The following is a 15,034-nucleotide window of genomic DNA, read 5'->3' on the forward strand; positions in this document are numbered from 1 at the left end:
CACATGTCAGGAGACTCGTCGCGCCGGTCCGTCCGGCTAGCCGGCACGGTGCTTGCCGCCGTGTTGGTGGCGCTGACTGTGCTGACCTACCTGGCGTACAACGACGCCTTCGCCGACACCAAGCACATCACCGTCGTCTCGCCCCGTGCGGGCCTGGTGATGGAAGAGGGTGGCAAGGTCAAGTTCCATGGACTGCAGATCGGCAAGGTCAAGTCGATCTCCTATGCCAACGAACAGGCCAAGCTGGAGCTCGCGGTCAATGCCGGGGACCTGCGGCTGATTCCGTCCAATGCCACGGTCCGCATCGCGGGGACTACCGTCTTCGGCGCGAAGTCGGTGGAATTTCTTGCCCCGCAACAGCCGTCGGGATCGTCGCTGAGGCCGGGGGCGACGGTGACCGCCGAGGCGGTGGCCCTGGAAGTCAACACAGTGTTCGAGAACCTGACCCGACTGCTCGGCAGGTTGGACCCGGTGAGCCTCAACGCCACGTTCACTGCCCTCGGCGAAGGCCTTCGCGGAAACGGCGACAATTTCGGGCAGGGCCTCGTCGAGCTCGACCAGTACCTGGATCAACTGAATCCCAAACTTCCTACCCTGCAACAGGATTTCCGGAAGGCTGGGCAGGTGGGCCAGATCTATGGCGATGCCGCGCCCAATATTGTGCGCATCCTCGACAATCTGCCGACGCTGAGCCGCACCATCGTGGATCAACAGCAGGATCTCAAGGCCACGCTCCTCGCGGCAATTGGGCTGGGTAACAACGGATATGAAACCTTGGCCCCTGCCGAGAAGGACCTCACCGCAGCGCTGCAACGGTTGCGCGCCCCCGCCACGCTGCTCGGTCGATACTCGCCGGAGATTCCATGCACGTTGCAGGCGATCTCGAAGGCTTTGGTGACTTTCACCCCGCTCATCGGCGGTGTGCGGCCCGGCCTATTTCTGAGTAACAGCTTTCCGCTCGGCGCGCCGGTGTACACCTATCCGGACAGCCTGCCCATCGTGAACGGATCCGGCGGCCCCAACTGTCGTGGCCTGCCGAATATTCCTACGAAGGCGCAAAATGGGTCGTGGTACCGATCGCCCTTCCTGGTGACCGACAACGCGTACATCCCGTACAAGCCGTTGGAGGAGCTGCAAGTCAACGCTCCCGACACTCTGCAGTATCTCTACAACGGCGCCTTCGCGAAGCGAAGTGAGTTCTAACTATGAAGACAGGGACGCGGCTCAAAGTTATCGTCTTCACCGTGGTGATGCTGCTGGTGGCGGCGGGACTGATCATCACCTTCGGTGAGTTCCGATTCGGTTCTGGTAAGCGGTATCACGCCATCTTTACCACGGCATCCGACTTGCGGTCCGGTCAAAAAGTCCGCATTGCCGGCGTGCCGGTCGGTCGTGTCAAGGGCGTATCGCTCAATCCGGACAACACTGTCGAGGTCACCTTCGATGTCGATTCGAAGTATCAGCTCTACAGCTCCAGCCGGGCGATCGTCAGATACGAGAACTTGGTCGGTGACCGGTATCTGGAGATCTCGTCGGGCCCCGGAGAGCTGCGCAAGCTGCCCGACGGAGGAACGCTGGATAAGGAGCACACCCAGCCCGCTCTCGATCTGGATGCACTGCTCGGCGGTCTTCGGCCCGTACTCAAGGGATTCGACGCCGCGAAGGTCAACGAGATCAGCAACGCGTTCATCCAGATCCTGCAGGGACAAGGGGGAACGCTTTCCCAGTTGCTCGGCGACACATCCTCATTCACCTCAGAGTTGGCCGAACGCGATCAGCTGATCGGGGACGTGATCAATCACCTCAACGACGTGATGGGCACCCTCGACTCGAAGAGCAGCCAGTTCTCATCGAGCGTCGACCAGCTGCAGCAGCTTGTCTCCGGATTGGCGCAACAGCGTGATGTGGTCGCCGGAGCGTTACCACCGCTCGCCTCTACGGCCTCATCACTGGAATCGGTGCTCCAGGACACTCGCCCGTATGTCAAGGGCACTATCGAGCAGACGCGCCAGCTGGCAACCCGGATGGACGAGCGTAAGGCCGACATCAATGTCGTCGTGGAGAACCTGGCCGAGAACTATCTGCGGCTCAACGCTCTTGGTGCCTATGGATCGTTCTTCAACATCTATTACTGCTCCATCCGGATCAAGGTCAACGGACCCGTCGGAACCGACTGGTTGATCCCGTTTGGTGGACCGCCGGACCCATCGAAGGGCAGGTGTGCCTTCAAAAATGAGTGACATGGCAAGCAGTACAGAGAAAGATCTGGTACGTACCGGAATCTTCGGCATCGCCGTGGTGGCGATGCTGGTGTTGGTGGCATTCGGCTACACGGGTCTGCCGTTCTGGCCGCAGGGCCGGCAGTACACCGGATTCTTCGCGGACTCCGGAGGCCTGGAGCCGGGCAGCAACGTCTTCGTTTCGGGCATCAAGGTAGGCCAGGTCAAGGATGTGTCCTTGGCGGGCAACAAGGTTCGCGTGGACTTCACCGTGGATCGCTCGATCCGCCTGGGTGACCAGTCGCTGGCCGCAATCAGGACCACCACCGTGTTGGGTGAGAAATCGCTGTCGGTGACGCCGTCCGGATCGGGTCGTATCACCGAAATTCCATTGGGCCGCACCAGAACTCCGTACACGCTCAACAGTGCACTGAGCGATCTGGGCGCATCGGCGGGCGGGATAGACAAGGCGCAGCTTGACCAGTCGCTGCAAGTAATCACCGACGCAATGCGTGATGCCACCCCGCAACTGCGCGGCGCCCTGGACGGAGTCGCCTCGCTCTCACGCACGCTGAACGACCGCGATGCCGCGCTCGAACAGCTGTTGAACCGGGCCAAGTCGGTGAGTGGGATTCTCTCCGAGCGTGCCGGGCAGGTGAACAAGCTTGTCACCGATGGCAATCAACTGTTTGCCGCGCTCGACGAGCGGCGCCTGGCCATCAGCGAGCTGATCAATCGTGTGCAGGGTCTCTCGCAGCAGATCAGTGGATTCGTGGCCGACAACCGCCAAGAGTTCCGGCCCACCATGGAGAAACTGAACCTCGTGCTCGACGATCTATTGGACCGAAAGGCGCATATCAGTGAGGCGCTCAAGCGTCTACCCGGATACGGCACCGCCCTCGGCGAGGTGGTGTCCTCGGGACCGGGCTTCCACGTCAACGTCTACGGCTTCCCGCCCGCGACACTGACCGCCGTCATGTTCGATACCTACTTCCAGCCCGGCAAGCTGCCCGCCAGCCTCTCGGACTACCTGAACGGTCTGATCGGCGAACGCCAAGTCATGAGGCCGAAATCGCCATGACAACACACATGACCACACAATCGAATCGCTTCAAACCCTGGATCCAGAAGAGTGTCTACGCGATGCTCGCCGTGGCACTTGTGGGTGGCTTGCTGTACTGGGTGTGGCCCAGCCGCGGAACCTACAAGATTGTCGGACATTTCGCGTCGGCCGTCGGTTTGTACCCGGGTGATGACGTACGGATTCTCGGGGTGAAGGCCGGGCGCATCAGCGCCGTCGAGCCCCGCGAGGGTGACGTCAAGGTCACCATGGAGCTCCCGGACAAGTTCAAAGTGCCCGAGGGTGCGCAGGCAATCATCATGGCTCCGAATCTGGTGACCGCCAGATTCGTTCAGCTGACCCCGGCGTACACCGAGGGGCAGGCCCTTGCCGACGGTGCCTCGTTGGGGCTGGACAAGACCGCCATTCCGATCGAATGGGACGAGGTCAAGACCGAGCTGGCCAAGCTCAGCGACAGCTTGGGACCGCAAGGTGAATCCAAGGGGCCGGTAAGCGATTTCATCAACCAGGCGGCAAGCACCTTCGACGGTAATGGCGACTCGTTCCGGCGCGCGGTGCGCGAGCTGTCGCAAGCGGCGGGGCGTCTCGGCGACTCGCGCACGGATCTGTTCGGCACCATCAAAAACCTGCAGGTGCTGGTGGACGCGTTGGCGAATTCCAATGAGCAGATCGTGCAGTTCAGCACGCACCTAGCCTCGGTGTCGAAGGTACTGGCAGCCAGCACCGAGAACCTCGGCGCCACCCTGGGCGCACTCAATCAGGCACTCACCGATGTACGGGGTTTCCTGGGAGACACCAACTCTGCGCTCGTTGATTCGGTGAACAAGCTGAGTGACTTCGTGAAGATCTTCTCCGACCAGAGCGATGACGTCGAACAGATCCTGCACGTCGCGCCCAACGGTCTGGCCAACTTCTACAACATCTACAACCCCGCGGCAGGCACGTTGAACGGCATGCTCTCGATTCCGAACCTGGCCAACCCGGTGCAGTTCATCTGCGGTGGTGTGTTCGAAACGGGCACCAAGACCGAGTATTTGAAGCGGGCCGAGATCTGCCGTGAACGCATGGGGCCCGTCTTGCGCCGCGCGACCTTCAACTACGCCCCGATCTTGCTGCACCCGATCAACCAGATTTCGGCGTACAAGGGACAGATCATCTACGACACCCCCGAGACCGAGGCGAAGTCCGAGGCGCCCCGCGAGGACCTGGTGTGGGTTCGGCCCAATGGCGCACCGCCGCCGCCGAAGCCGTCGCCGCAGGACCTCAGTGCATTGATGCTGGGGCCCGAGGAGATCAACGCGCCGCCACCTCCGGGCACGGAGCTGCGCCCCGCCGAGCCGGGTCCGGTGCCGCCGGGCTTCCCCGCCGCCGCGGACGAACCCGCACCACCGGCCACCCCGGGAGGTCCGCGATGAGTCGGAACGGACTACGCGCCATGGTGATCGGTGTCGCGGTCGTGACGAGCGGATGCCAGTTCAACGGGCTCAACTCGCTGAATCTGCCCGGTACGGCCGGCCATGGCTCGCGGTCTTACACCATCACCGTCGAGCTGCCCGATGTCACCACGCTGCCGCAGAACTCTCCGGTCATGGTGGACGACGTGACCGTGGGCAGTGTGTCGGGTATCGACGCATTCCAGAAGCCGGATGGTTCTTGGTATGCCGGAGTCAAGGTGTCGTTGGGGCCGGACGTGCAGCTGCCGGCCAACGCCGTCGCGAAGGTCGCCCAGACCAGCCTGCTCGGCTCACAGCACATCGAGCTATCGGCCCCCTCCGGGGAACCCGGGGTGGGCCGGCTGGTCGGCGGATCCACCATCCCCCTGAGCCGGACCGGTAAGTACCCCAGCACCGAAGAGGTGCTATCTGCGCTGTCCGTCGTGGTCAATAAGGGCAACCTCGGTGCGTTACAAGACATCACCGACGAGACGTACAACCTGTTCAAGGGCCGCACCGGAAACCTGACCCAGGTACTGCCCAAGCTCGCCACGCTCATCTCGTCACTGAACTCTCAGCGGAACGACATCATCTCCGCCATCGAGGGCATCGACAAGTTTTCGCGAGTACTGGCCGAGCACAAGGAAAGCCTCGGGCGCGCAATCGATTCCATCGAACCAGCGCTGAAGGTGCTCAACGAGAATCGCGCCAATATCATCGAGGCGTTCCGATCGGTGGGGAACCTCGCGAAGATCACCGACCGGGTGCTCCGGACCACCAAGGGAGACATCGTCGCCGATCTCAAGGGGTTGTACCCGGTGGTTCGGGCGCTGGCAGAGAACCGTGACGTATTGATCGACAGCCTTGACCTGCTGCCCACGTTCCCGTTCAGCACCAAGTATCTGCGGAACGCGGTGCGCGGCGACTACCTGAACGTCTTCGTGACATTTGACCTCACCGCACGGCGTCTCGGTGAAACGCTGTTCACCACATCCTTCTTCGATCCGAACATGCAGCACTTCAACGACGTGGTGAACCCGCCGGAATGGCTCATCGGGTCCATGGCCAACCTGAACGGCAAGGAGACCAGCCCGTTCGATTTGCCTGCGCCTGCAGCTCCTGCCGCACCGCAGGGCGGTGGCCGCTGATGGAAAAGTTGATCAAGATACAGCTGGCGATTTTCGCGGCCGTCACGGTGGTCAGCGTCGCGCTGATGGCGATCTTCTATCTGCGGGTGCCGACGGCACTTGGCATCGGAAACCATGATGTGAAGGCGCAATTCGTTGCCTCGGGTGGTCTGTATCAGAATGCGAACGTCACGTTCCGCGGTGTACAGATCGGCCGTGTCACCGATGTCGAGCTGACTCCCGAGGGCGTTACCGCCAGGATGCGGCTCAACGACAATGTGAAGGTGCCGGGCAATGTGCGGGCGGTCGTCAAGAGTGTGTCCGCCATCGGTGAGCAGTATGTAGATCTGGTGCCGCCCCCGACGGGTGCCGTGGGGAGCCTGCGGCAAGGTGATGTCATCGGTGCCGATCGCACCTCCATACCCACCGACGTCTCTACCCTGCTGCGCCAGGCAGACGGTCTCGTGAACACTGTCGCGGACACCCGACTGCGAGAGGTGCTGGCCGAGGCGTTCAAGGCGTTCAACGGATCCGGTCAGGAACTTTCCCGGCTGATCGACTCGTCGCGGCTGCTGATCCAAGAGGCCAACACCAATTACGACAGCACCACCAAGCTGATCGATCAGGTGGGGCCGCTGCTGGACGCCCAGATTCGTAGTGGTGACAACATCCGCGGATCTGTCTCCAGCCTGGCGGCATTGACTGAGCATTTCGCGAAGGCTGACCCGCAGCTGCGGCAGTTCCTCACAGTGGCGCCCGGTGCCGCCGAGGAAGCGTCCGAACTCTTCGCGGGTATCCGGCCGTCGTTCCCGGTACTTGCGGCGAGCCTGGCCAATCTGGGTCGTGTCGGCGTCATCTACAACAAGTCGATCGAACAGTCGTTGGTGATCCTGCCGGCGCTGTTCTCGGCGCTGTTGACCGTCGCCGGGGGTGCGCCGATGGACGAGGGTGCGAAGCTGGACTTCAGGCTGAACCTGGGCGACCCGCCGCCGTGCCTGACCGGTTTCGTGCCGGCGCCGCTGATGCGCACCCCGGCCGACGAGACCCTGCGCGAGCTGCCCAATGACATGTACTGCAAGACGGCCCAGAACGATCCCAGCGCGGTGCGCGGTGCGCGCAACTACCCGTGCCAGGAGTTCCCCGGTAAGCGGGCGCCGACCATTCAGCTGTGCCGCGACCCACGCGGATACGTGCCGATTGGCAGCAACCCGTGGCGTGGCCCGCCTGCTCCGTACGGCACCCCGGTGGAGGATCCACGGAACATCTTGCCGCCCAACAAATTCCCGAACATACCGCCGGACGCCGAGCCGGATCCAGGCACTCCGACGCTGCCTCCGCCGCCTCCGCCGCCTCCACAGGCTCTGGAAGCACCGCCGGCCGGTGGTGATGTGATGCCGGTGGCGGCGAAATCTGCGCCGATGGCCACACGTGCCTACGATCCGAAGAATGGTGTGTTCCTTGATGCCAACAATCAGCCGAGCGTGTACGCGCCCGCGCTGGACCGTGGTAGCGAGGCGGAGACATGGGCAGATCTGATGTTGGGACCGAAGCCGGTATGACCGAAGAAGAGACGACGACCACGTCATCGCGACCTGACGCTGTTCGCATAGGCGGCTCAGCACAGGCAACCCGGCGTCGGGCGGCCCGGCCGGCCGGCCCGACCAGTGAGGTCGGCGTCGAGCCGATCAGTGTGTCCCTGGGGCGCACCGAGGTCCGGTCGAAACCTGAGCCCTCCGTTGCCGACTCCCGTCGACCGGGGAACGCGCGCGCAGTGGCGTGGGCGGCGGCGGTGCTCGCGGTGGTGCTCATCGGCGCGTTGGGGGTGGGGCTGGCGCTTATGGGGCGTGCTCAGCACCGCGACGATCTCAGGGCCGCGCGTGATCAGCGTTTCGTCGACACCGCCGTGCAGACGGTGACGAATATGATGACCTATAGCCAGGACAGCATCGACAAGAACGTCGACCAGTTCGTCAACAGCACCAGCGGACCGCTGCGAGGCACGTTCAACCCCGACAACACCGCCAATCTCAAGGCGTTGTACCACCAAACCGGGACCAGTTCGGAGGTGGTGATCAAGAAGGCGAGCTTGGAGAGTGTCGACGAGATAAGCAAGAAGGCGTCGATACTCATCTCCGCCCGTGTCACGCTCACCAACGCCGACTCGGGGGTCAACGAGCCTTCCAAGTCGTACCGCATGCGGATGATCGTCGCCGAGGATCAGCAGGGCAACATGACCGCATATGACCTGCGATGGCCGGACGGGCAGAGCTGATGCGCTGGCTGACAAGAACTTTCGTGGCCGCTGTGGCGCTGGCCGTGGTCGGGTTGTCTGCCGTGGCCGGCGGCATGTACTGGCACAGGGTCGAGACGGTCGCCAGCCGGGCCGCGGGTGAGACGTTGATCAAGCAGGCAGGCAAGCAGGTCGGAAGCATCTTTGGATACGACTATCAGACCGTCGAGCGCAGCCTCGACGAACAGTACGCAGGGTTGACCCCCGAGTACCGGCGTGAGTTCGAAGACAAGGCCAACAGGGAAATCATCCCGCAAGCCAAGCAGCGCAAGATCGTCAGCCAGACCAGTGTCGTGGGCACTGGAATCATTGCTGCACATAGAGACTCGGCGCAAGTGGTGGTGTATATGAATCGCACCATCACCGACCAGTCACGCACCCCTGTGTACGACTCCTCATCGATTCAGGTGGACTACACGCGCTCCGGAGACAAGTGGTTGATCTCCTACATCACGCCGCTCTAGAGGGGCTCGCCGCCCAACACCGCCGGCTGTTCCGGTGCGATCGAATCGCCGGTGGCTGGTGTCGAAAGCGCCTCCAGGAACGCACGCGCCCACCGATCCACATCGTGAGCGAGCACCTGACGGCGTAGCGCCCGCATCCGGCGCCGCCCTTCTTCTTGGGCCTGGTTGAGTGCCGACTCGATACCGTCCTTCACGCCGTCGATATCGTGTGGATTGACCAGATAGGACTGGCGCAATTCAGCTGCGGCTCCGGTGAATTCGGAGAGCACGAGCGAGCCGCCCAGATCGCTGCGGCACGCGACGTACTCCTTGGCCACCAGGTTCATGCCGTCGCGCAGGGGTGTTACCAACATGACGTCGGCGGCGACGAAGAAGGCGATGAGGTCTTCACGCGGTACCGGCCGATGCAGGTAGTGCACTACCGGGTGCCCCACCTCGCCGAACTCTCCGTTGATGTGGCCCACCTGCTGTTCCACGTCGCCACGCATCTTCTTGTAGCTGTCGACACGTTCGCGACTGGGCGTGGCGAGCTGGATGAAGACGGTGTCACTGCTGCTGGCGCGGCCCTCGGCGAGCAGCTCTTCATAGGCGCGCAGCCGGATGTCGATGCCCTTGGTGTAGTCGAGCCTGTCCACACCCAGCAGGATCTTGCGCGGACCGCCGAGCTCGGCGCGAATCTCCTTGGCGCGCTGACGGATCTGCTTACTACGGGAAACGCTGTCGAGCTGCGTCGAATCGATCGAGATGGGGAAGGCGCCCACCTTTACTGTGCGGAAGCCCACCCGGATTTCACCGAACCGCGAGCGCACGCCGATCGACGCGCGAGATGTGCTGGCACCCACCAACCTTCGTGCTAGGTACATGAAGTTCTGGGCGCCGCCTGCCAGGTGGAAACCGATGAGGTCGGCGCCCAGCAGGCCGTCCACGATCTCGGTGCGCCACGGCATCTGCATGAACAGCTCCACGGGCGGAAACGGAATGTGCAGGAAGAAGCCGATCGTCAGATCCGGACGCAGCATGCGCAGCATCTTGGGTACCAGCTGCAACTGGTAGTCCTGGACCCATACCGTCGCACCGTCGGCGGCGACCGCGGCCGTCGCCTCGGCGAACTTGCGGTTCACGTCGACGTAGGCCTGCCACCACTCTCGGTGATACTCCGGCTTGACGATCACATCGTGATACAGCGGCCATAGGGTGGCATTGGAGAAGCCCTCGTAATACTCGGCGACCTCCTCGGTGGAGAGGCGTACCGAGTACAGCACCATGTCGTCCTCGGAGACGGGGTCGACGTCTACGTCGGGAACTCCGGGCCAGCCCACCCAGGCGCCGCGGCGCTTGCGCAGCAGCGGCTCCATCGCGGTGACGAGCCCGCCAGGGCTGCGCTTCCACGTGGTGGACCCGTCGGGCAGCTTGACCAGGTCGATCGGGAGGCGGTTGGCGACGACGACGAAGTCGGACGTGCCGGCGACAGCCTCTACCGGCGATCGCTCATCCGATGGAGGCACCATGTTTGGTTCTCAGGACCAATCGCGAGGAGACGTATCGAGTTACGCGTCGACCTTGGTTGGCCCGATACCCAGCATCGCGAGCAGCATGCGGCACTCGTCGGCATCGTTCGCGTAGGCGGCGACGACGCGCTGCGCCTGGTGGGCAGTCTCGTCGGCCAGCGGCTCGATATCGTCGATCGCGGCTGGTTCGGTCTTGGCTGGCATTCACCCATTCTAGGCGACGCTGCATCGAGTGCCCACATGAGGAACGCCTACGTCCTTGGATGAGGTTGCTCCGCGCGTGACAACGCCCGGAAAGCGGCCGCTGACGTGGAGCCGATCGAGCTCTTCCCCGGAGTGAGGATTCAATCACTGTGGGAGGTTGAGCACTCTGGGAGGTTGAGCCTGCTCGGCTCGCTGAGGCGCTGAAGCAATCGCGCGCCGAGTCTGAATCTCACGACGGTTATTGCCGCAAAAACGTCGTGAAATTCAGACTCGGGCGGGGCGGGACCGTACGAACGGGAGCATGTCCGCAAATTCTGTGAGAGCTCAGCCGAGCATCGCCGCGTACCTGTCATTCAGGTCTTGCCAGTGGTGTGTCATGGCATCGAGACCAACTACCCGCCCTCGCGGTCTCCCGTCAACGGCGAGAGTGAGGGTGTCCAGGCAGATGTGCCAACCGCCGGCATTCCCGGAGGCGTTGCCGCGATCGGACATCGAATGCTCGAGGGTCAGCCGGCAGCCAGTTTCCGTGGCTTCGATTCGCCAGCGCAGGGTGTCGTCCGGACCCCAGCGATGGATCAGCTCACGAGGTGGGTCGACGGTGAGCACCTCGCCGTCGAGTACCGGATCGGCGGCAGTCTCCTGAACCCGGGCGGCTCCCACGGAATCCAAGGGCCGATCCGGTACGGCGGGCGACCACTGGCGCAACCTGTCGGGGTCGATCAGCCACGGCCAGACCTCTTCCGGCGGACGGCTTAACTCGCGAGACATGGTGAGGACCCATCTGCCCTCATGGTCATCGCACGGCGCGAGGGTGGCGGCCAGGGGATTAGTCACGGTTGTCCTCTTTTTCCTTGTTGTCACGGGTGTCTGAATCGTTGTCGATGAGAAATGTCAGGCGATCGAACGCGTTGGCCCACTTGCGGTGATAGGGCGTAACCCAGGCCAGCACGGCGGGCAGGGGATCGTCGGCCAGGTGGTAGACGCGGCGTTTTCCGGCGATCTCCACCCGAACTGTGCCGGCATCGCGCAGGACGCCAAGGTGCTTGGACACCAGGGATTGTGAAAGCTCCAGCCGCTCGATCAGTGTCGTGACGTCGGCCGCCCCTTCGCGCAGGGTGTCGATGATCCGGCGTCGGGTCGGATCGGCGATCACTGCGAAGGCGTCCACGGATTCATATCACCACTCAATCATATGAATGTCAAGGGATGTGTTTAGCCGGCCAATGTGGCGCTGCGGCCCGGAACGGCCATGGTCAGTACTGTGGTCAAGAGGTGCCGGTGAGTGCTGCTCGCCGAGATTGTGGTGGGCGCGCGATCATTGGCTCAATGCCCTAGGTGAGGACCTTTTCTTGACGAAACCGCTGCGTATGCGGATTGCCGTAATCGGTGTATTCGCATCGTTCGGGCTCGTGGTGGCCACCTGGGCCGTACACCTGCCGACCATGAAGCAGGCCGCCGGGATGTCCTCGACGGCGCTTGGACTGGTGGTGCTGGTCCTGGGTGGCGGTGCGCTGGTGGGGATGCTCCTCAGTGGGGTGCTCGTCGATCGGTTCGGTAGCGGACCTATCGCCGTCGCCGGTGGTGCCGCGATGGCGCTTGGCGTCAATATTCCGCTATCCGCCACCAACGGGTGGGTCGCGGGACTGGGCGCGTTCCTATGTGGCGTCGCGGTGGGCGTCACCGATGTTGCGATGAATGCCGCCGCGGTAGACGTCGAGCGCTTCTACGGCCGACCGATCATGGCCTCGTTCCACGGAGTGTTCTCCGTCGGCAACGTGGTGGGCGCGGCTATCGGAACTGTCGCGTTTGCACTGCATGTACCGGTCTATGTCACCATTCTTGGCGTCACCGTGCTGTGTCTGGCTGTGCTCGGATCGTCGGCCACGGTGCTGTTACGGGACAAGCTTCGTGCCGGCGAGGCGGAGGCACCGGACACGGTGCCGTACACGCTGCCGCCCGCGGTCAGTTGTCGCCGGGGCCAGGTATTCATGCTCGGCGTACTGGCACTGCTGCTGATGCTTTCGGAAGGATCTGCGACGGACTGGAGCAGCCTGCACGCACAAGAGCACGTGGGCGCCTCGCATTCGTGGGGCGCGTTCACGTTCGGGGTATTCATGGCGGCCATGACAGTGGGCCGTTTCACTGTGGACAAGCTCGTCGAACGGATTGGGCGAGTGCCGGTCTTGCGGTGGGGTTGTGCACTGGCGGCGGTCGGACTGCTGATCGTCATCGCCTCGCCGATGTTGCCGCTCACGATGGCAGGTTGGGCGGCAGTCGGCCTTGGGCTCGCCGGAGGGGTCCCGCAGGTGTTCACCGTCGCGGGCAATATTGACGAACAACACGAGGGCCGGGTCCTTTCCTGGGTTGTCGGGACCGGATACGTCGCGGTGCTGGGTGGGCCGGCCCTCATCGGCTGGCTTGCCGATGCGCTGTCCCTCAACACTGCTTTGGTATTGCCGGTCTTCGCCGTGCTCATCTGTGGCTGTGCCGCTGGCGCGCTCGCGACGTCCGTGCCTGCCGCCGAGGCGGTGCCCAAGCCCGGGCGTACCGTCAAACCATGACGGATACCGATACTGTGGCAGCTGCGTCGGCGCGGGAACTATTGCGTGACAGCTTTACTCGGATCATCGAACACGTCGGCGAGGTGACCGGAGATCTTCCCGATTCCTTGTTGACCTACCGCCCCGCGCCGGATGCGAACAGCATCGCCTGGCTGATCTGGCATTCGGCCCGATGCCAGGATGTGCAGATCTGTGCGATCACCGGTGATGAGCCGTTGTGGACGGCGCGGGGCTGGGAGCCGCGATTCGGCCTCGACCTGCCCGCCGACTCCAACGGCTACGGGCACACACCGGAGGACGTGGCCAAGGTTGTCGCGACGGCTGAATTACTCAGCGGCTATTACCAGGACGTACATGAGATGACGCTGCGCTACGTCGAGAGCCTTACCGATGCCGAACTCGCGCGCGTCGTCGACAGACACTGGGATCCGCCGGTCACCGCGAGTGCCCGGTTGGTCAGCATCATCGACGACTGCGCCCAGCATCTGGGCCAAGCTGCCTACCTGCGCGGGATCGTCCCAACCAACTAGTAGGGATGCGACGTGGGTCACCTCGTGCCTAGACTCCTCTAATGACAACGACGTCTGAAAATTTCGCCACTGCTGCCCATGGCACCGCTCGCGACGTGCGCAATCCCGCGAACGGGCAAGTCGTTGGGCAGGTGAACTGGACCGATCCCTCGGATATCCCCGTGATCACCGCGCAACTGGCGAAGGCGCAGCCGTCGTGGGAACGTCTCGGTCCCGAGGGGCGTGGCAAGGTACTGGCCCGCTTCGCACAGTGGCTGACCGACAACACGCCGCGCATCGAGGCCCAACTGATCGCCGAGACCGGCAAGTCCAAGATCGACGCGGGCATCGAAATTCCGTCGATTCTCGCGATCATTGCCTACTACGCGCCGCGTGCCGCGGAGTTTTTGGCGCCCGAGTCGCGACCGGCGTCGTCGATCGCCATGAACACCAAGAAGATCACAGTGCATCAACGGCCCCGCAAGGTCGTAGGTGTCATTTCGCCCTGGAATTACCCTGTCGCACTTGGATATTGGGACGTAATTCCGGCGTTGTTGGCGGGTTGCTCGGTGCTGCTCAAGCCCTCGGAACGGACGCCGCTCGCCGATGAACTCATCGCGCGTGGCTGGGAGGAGATCGGGGCGCCGCCGGTGTTTGAGATCGTCCACGGCGCGCGTGAGGTGGGCGAGGCTCTGATCGACAATGTCGACTTCATTCAATTCACCGGGTCGACCGCCACCGGCAAGAAGATCATGGAGCGCGCCGCGCGCCGCCTCACCCCCGTCAGCCTGGAACTCGGCGGCAAAGACCCGATGCTCGTGCTGTCGGATGCCGACGTCAAACGGGCCGCGCACGCAGCGGTGTGGGGCGCCATGTTCAACGCCGGCCAGACCTGCGTATCCGTCGAGCGCGTGTATGTGCACGACTCGATCTACGAACAGTTCGTCGATCTGGTGGTCGACGAGGTGCGGAGCCTGGAGATCGGTGCCGGGATGGATCACAGCGTTGGCGCGATGATCGATGAGAATCAGCTCGAAATCGTGGACCGACATGTGCGCCAAGCGGTTTCGGCGGGTGCTCGGGCGCTCACCGGCGGGGCGCGGGTCCCGGGCGGTGGTACGTTCTACGCTCCGACTGTGTTGGTCGATGTGGACCATTCCATGGACTGCATGCGCGAGGAGACCTTTGGCCCGACTCTGCCGATCATGCGGTTCTCCGAGGAATCCAAGGCCATTGCGCTGGCGAATGACAGTGAGTACGGGCTCTCCGCCAGTGTCTGGTCCAAAGACCGGAAGCGTGCCGAACGCATTGCGCTGCAACTTGATTGCGGAACTGTCAACATCAACGACGTGATCATGAATCTGTCCTGTCTCACCGCGCCGCACGGTGGCTGGAAGGGCTCCGGGATGGGCTCGCGCTTCGGGGGCGCCAGCGGTCTGCTCAAGTACTGCCGCACCGAGGCCGTCGTCGACACCCGGGTAACACTGCCCAGTGAGCCGCTTTGGTACAGCGGACCGAGCTGGCTGGCTCCGGTCGCGCTCAAGAGCCTCACCAAACTTTCGAATAAGGCCCTGCGTCCCTTCCGTCGCTGACACCAGCCGTTCACTCGCAGTCCATCGTGGGGACGGTTGCCGGGGA

General features: G+C 63.2%; 15 protein-coding genes. 11 read left to right on the top strand and 4 right to left on the bottom strand.

All coding sequences use genetic code 11. The features are described from left to right. Positions 1-3 precede the first annotated feature (3 nt). Genes AC5Y5C_RS03835 through AC5Y5C_RS03870 form a run of 8 tightly spaced genes read left to right on the top strand, consistent with a single transcriptional unit; the run spans position 4 to position 8,614 of the window. A complete protein-coding gene (locus AC5Y5C_RS03835; RefSeq protein ID WP_499969116.1) occupies positions 4-1,203 on the top strand; it encodes an MCE family protein in 1,200 nt (399 codons plus the stop codon). Positions 1,204-1,205: 2 nt separating this feature from the next. Then, positions 1,206-2,240 carry an MCE family protein gene (locus AC5Y5C_RS03840; protein ID WP_499969118.1) on the top strand — a complete coding sequence of 345 codons (1,035 nt, stop codon included), beginning with the start codon at positions 1,206-1,208 and terminating at the stop codon, positions 2,238-2,240. 1 nt (position 2,241) lies between these two features. Continuing rightward, positions 2,242-3,300, top strand: coding sequence for an MCE family protein (locus AC5Y5C_RS03845; protein WP_499969120.1), 1,059 nt, complete (start codon positions 2,242-2,244; stop codon positions 3,298-3,300). Between the two features lie 8 nt (positions 3,301-3,308). Next, a complete protein-coding gene (locus tag AC5Y5C_RS03850; RefSeq protein ID WP_499969122.1) occupies positions 3,309-4,715 on the top strand; it encodes an MCE family protein in 1,407 nt (468 codons plus the stop codon). Further along, a complete protein-coding gene (locus tag AC5Y5C_RS03855) occupies positions 4,712-5,881 on the top strand; it encodes an MCE family protein (protein ID WP_499969123.1) in 1,170 nt (389 codons plus the stop codon). Before AC5Y5C_RS03850 ends, AC5Y5C_RS03855 begins: the two co-directional genes overlap by 4 nt. After that, positions 5,881-7,419 carry an MCE family protein gene (locus AC5Y5C_RS03860; protein WP_499969125.1) on the top strand — a complete coding sequence of 513 codons (1,539 nt, stop codon included), beginning with the start codon at positions 5,881-5,883 and terminating at the stop codon, positions 7,417-7,419. Before AC5Y5C_RS03855 ends, AC5Y5C_RS03860 begins: the two co-directional genes overlap by 1 nt. Continuing rightward, a complete protein-coding gene (locus AC5Y5C_RS03865) occupies positions 7,416-8,132 on the top strand; it encodes an Rv1363c family protein (protein ID WP_499969126.1) in 717 nt (238 codons plus the stop codon). Before AC5Y5C_RS03860 ends, AC5Y5C_RS03865 begins: the two co-directional genes overlap by 4 nt. Beyond that, the gene (locus AC5Y5C_RS03870; protein WP_499969128.1) at positions 8,111-8,614 is read left to right on the top strand and encodes an Rv1363c family protein; all 504 of its coding nucleotides are present in this window, start codon (positions 8,111-8,113) and stop codon (positions 8,612-8,614) included. Before AC5Y5C_RS03865 ends, AC5Y5C_RS03870 begins: the two co-directional genes overlap by 22 nt. On the opposite strand, the gene AC5Y5C_RS03875 is transcribed toward AC5Y5C_RS03870, so the two are convergent. The 4 genes from AC5Y5C_RS03875 to AC5Y5C_RS03890 form a co-directional block, all read right to left on the bottom strand. After that, on the bottom strand, positions 8,611-10,122 hold the full coding sequence (locus AC5Y5C_RS03875; RefSeq protein WP_499969129.1) for an alpha,alpha-trehalose-phosphate synthase (UDP-forming): 1,512 nt from the start codon (positions 10,120-10,122) through the stop codon (positions 8,611-8,613). The two genes, AC5Y5C_RS03870 and AC5Y5C_RS03875, sit on opposite strands and share 4 nt — an antisense overlap. Positions 10,123-10,161: 39 nt before the next feature. Then, positions 10,162-10,326, bottom strand: coding sequence for a hypothetical protein (locus AC5Y5C_RS03880; RefSeq protein ID WP_109555886.1), 165 nt, complete (start codon positions 10,324-10,326; stop codon positions 10,162-10,164). A 324-nt stretch (positions 10,327-10,650) separates the two neighbouring features. Continuing rightward, positions 10,651-11,094, bottom strand: coding sequence for an SRPBCC domain-containing protein (locus AC5Y5C_RS03885; RefSeq protein ID WP_499969361.1), 444 nt, complete (start codon positions 11,092-11,094; stop codon positions 10,651-10,653). A 58-nt stretch (positions 11,095-11,152) separates the two neighbouring features. Further along, entirely contained in the window at positions 11,153-11,494 is a 342-nt protein-coding gene (locus tag AC5Y5C_RS03890; RefSeq protein ID WP_499969130.1) for an ArsR/SmtB family transcription factor, read from the bottom strand. Between the two features lie 199 nt (positions 11,495-11,693). Here AC5Y5C_RS03890 and AC5Y5C_RS03895 point away from each other — a divergent pair, with 199 nt between their 5' ends. From AC5Y5C_RS03895 to AC5Y5C_RS03905, 3 genes are read left to right on the top strand one after another with little or no spacing between them, the layout of a single operon-like run. Next, positions 11,694-12,887: an MFS transporter gene (locus AC5Y5C_RS03895; protein ID WP_499969363.1), complete on the top strand. Its 1,194-nt coding sequence runs from the start codon at positions 11,694-11,696 to the stop codon at positions 12,885-12,887. After that, positions 12,884-13,417, top strand: a complete 534-nt coding sequence (locus AC5Y5C_RS03900) for a mycothiol transferase (RefSeq protein WP_499969132.1) — start codon at positions 12,884-12,886, stop codon at positions 13,415-13,417. Before AC5Y5C_RS03895 ends, AC5Y5C_RS03900 begins: the two co-directional genes overlap by 4 nt. Before the next feature lie 41 nt (positions 13,418-13,458). Then, positions 13,459-14,988, top strand: coding sequence for an aldehyde dehydrogenase family protein (locus AC5Y5C_RS03905; protein WP_499969134.1), 1,530 nt, complete (start codon positions 13,459-13,461; stop codon positions 14,986-14,988). Positions 14,989-15,034 lie beyond the last annotated feature (46 nt).

Source organism: Mycobacterium sp. NGS15, assembly GCF_059813245.1.

Coding starts and splice junctions, on each gene's coding strand:
- AC5Y5C_RS03835 (WP_499969116.1), top strand. CDS start 4: ATGTCAGGAGACTCGTCGCGCCGGTCCGTCCGGCTAGCCGGCACGGTG.
- AC5Y5C_RS03855 (WP_499969123.1), top strand. CDS start 4,712: ATGAGTCGGAACGGACTACGCGCCATGGTGATCGGTGTCGCGGTCGTG.
- AC5Y5C_RS03875 (WP_499969129.1), bottom strand. CDS start 10,122: ATGGTGCCTCCATCGGATGAGCGATCGCCGGTAGAGGCTGTCGCCGGC.
- AC5Y5C_RS03860 (WP_499969125.1), top strand. CDS start 5,881: ATGGAAAAGTTGATCAAGATACAGCTGGCGATTTTCGCGGCCGTCACG.
- AC5Y5C_RS03865 (WP_499969126.1), top strand. CDS start 7,416: ATGACCGAAGAAGAGACGACGACCACGTCATCGCGACCTGACGCTGTT.
- AC5Y5C_RS03850 (WP_499969122.1), top strand. CDS start 3,309: ATGACCACACAATCGAATCGCTTCAAACCCTGGATCCAGAAGAGTGTC.
- AC5Y5C_RS03900 (WP_499969132.1), top strand. CDS start 12,884: ATGACGGATACCGATACTGTGGCAGCTGCGTCGGCGCGGGAACTATTG.
- AC5Y5C_RS03840 (WP_499969118.1), top strand. CDS start 1,206: ATGAAGACAGGGACGCGGCTCAAAGTTATCGTCTTCACCGTGGTGATG.
- AC5Y5C_RS03870 (WP_499969128.1), top strand. CDS start 8,111: ATGGCCGGACGGGCAGAGCTGATGCGCTGGCTGACAAGAACTTTCGTG.
- AC5Y5C_RS03885 (WP_499969361.1), bottom strand. CDS start 11,094: ATGTCTCGCGAGTTAAGCCGTCCGCCGGAAGAGGTCTGGCCGTGGCTG.
- AC5Y5C_RS03895 (WP_499969363.1), top strand. CDS start 11,694: ATGCGGATTGCCGTAATCGGTGTATTCGCATCGTTCGGGCTCGTGGTG.
- AC5Y5C_RS03845 (WP_499969120.1), top strand. CDS start 2,242: ATGGCAAGCAGTACAGAGAAAGATCTGGTACGTACCGGAATCTTCGGC.
- AC5Y5C_RS03905 (WP_499969134.1), top strand. CDS start 13,459: ATGACAACGACGTCTGAAAATTTCGCCACTGCTGCCCATGGCACCGCT.
- AC5Y5C_RS03880 (WP_109555886.1), bottom strand. CDS start 10,326: ATGCCAGCCAAGACCGAACCAGCCGCGATCGACGATATCGAGCCGCTG.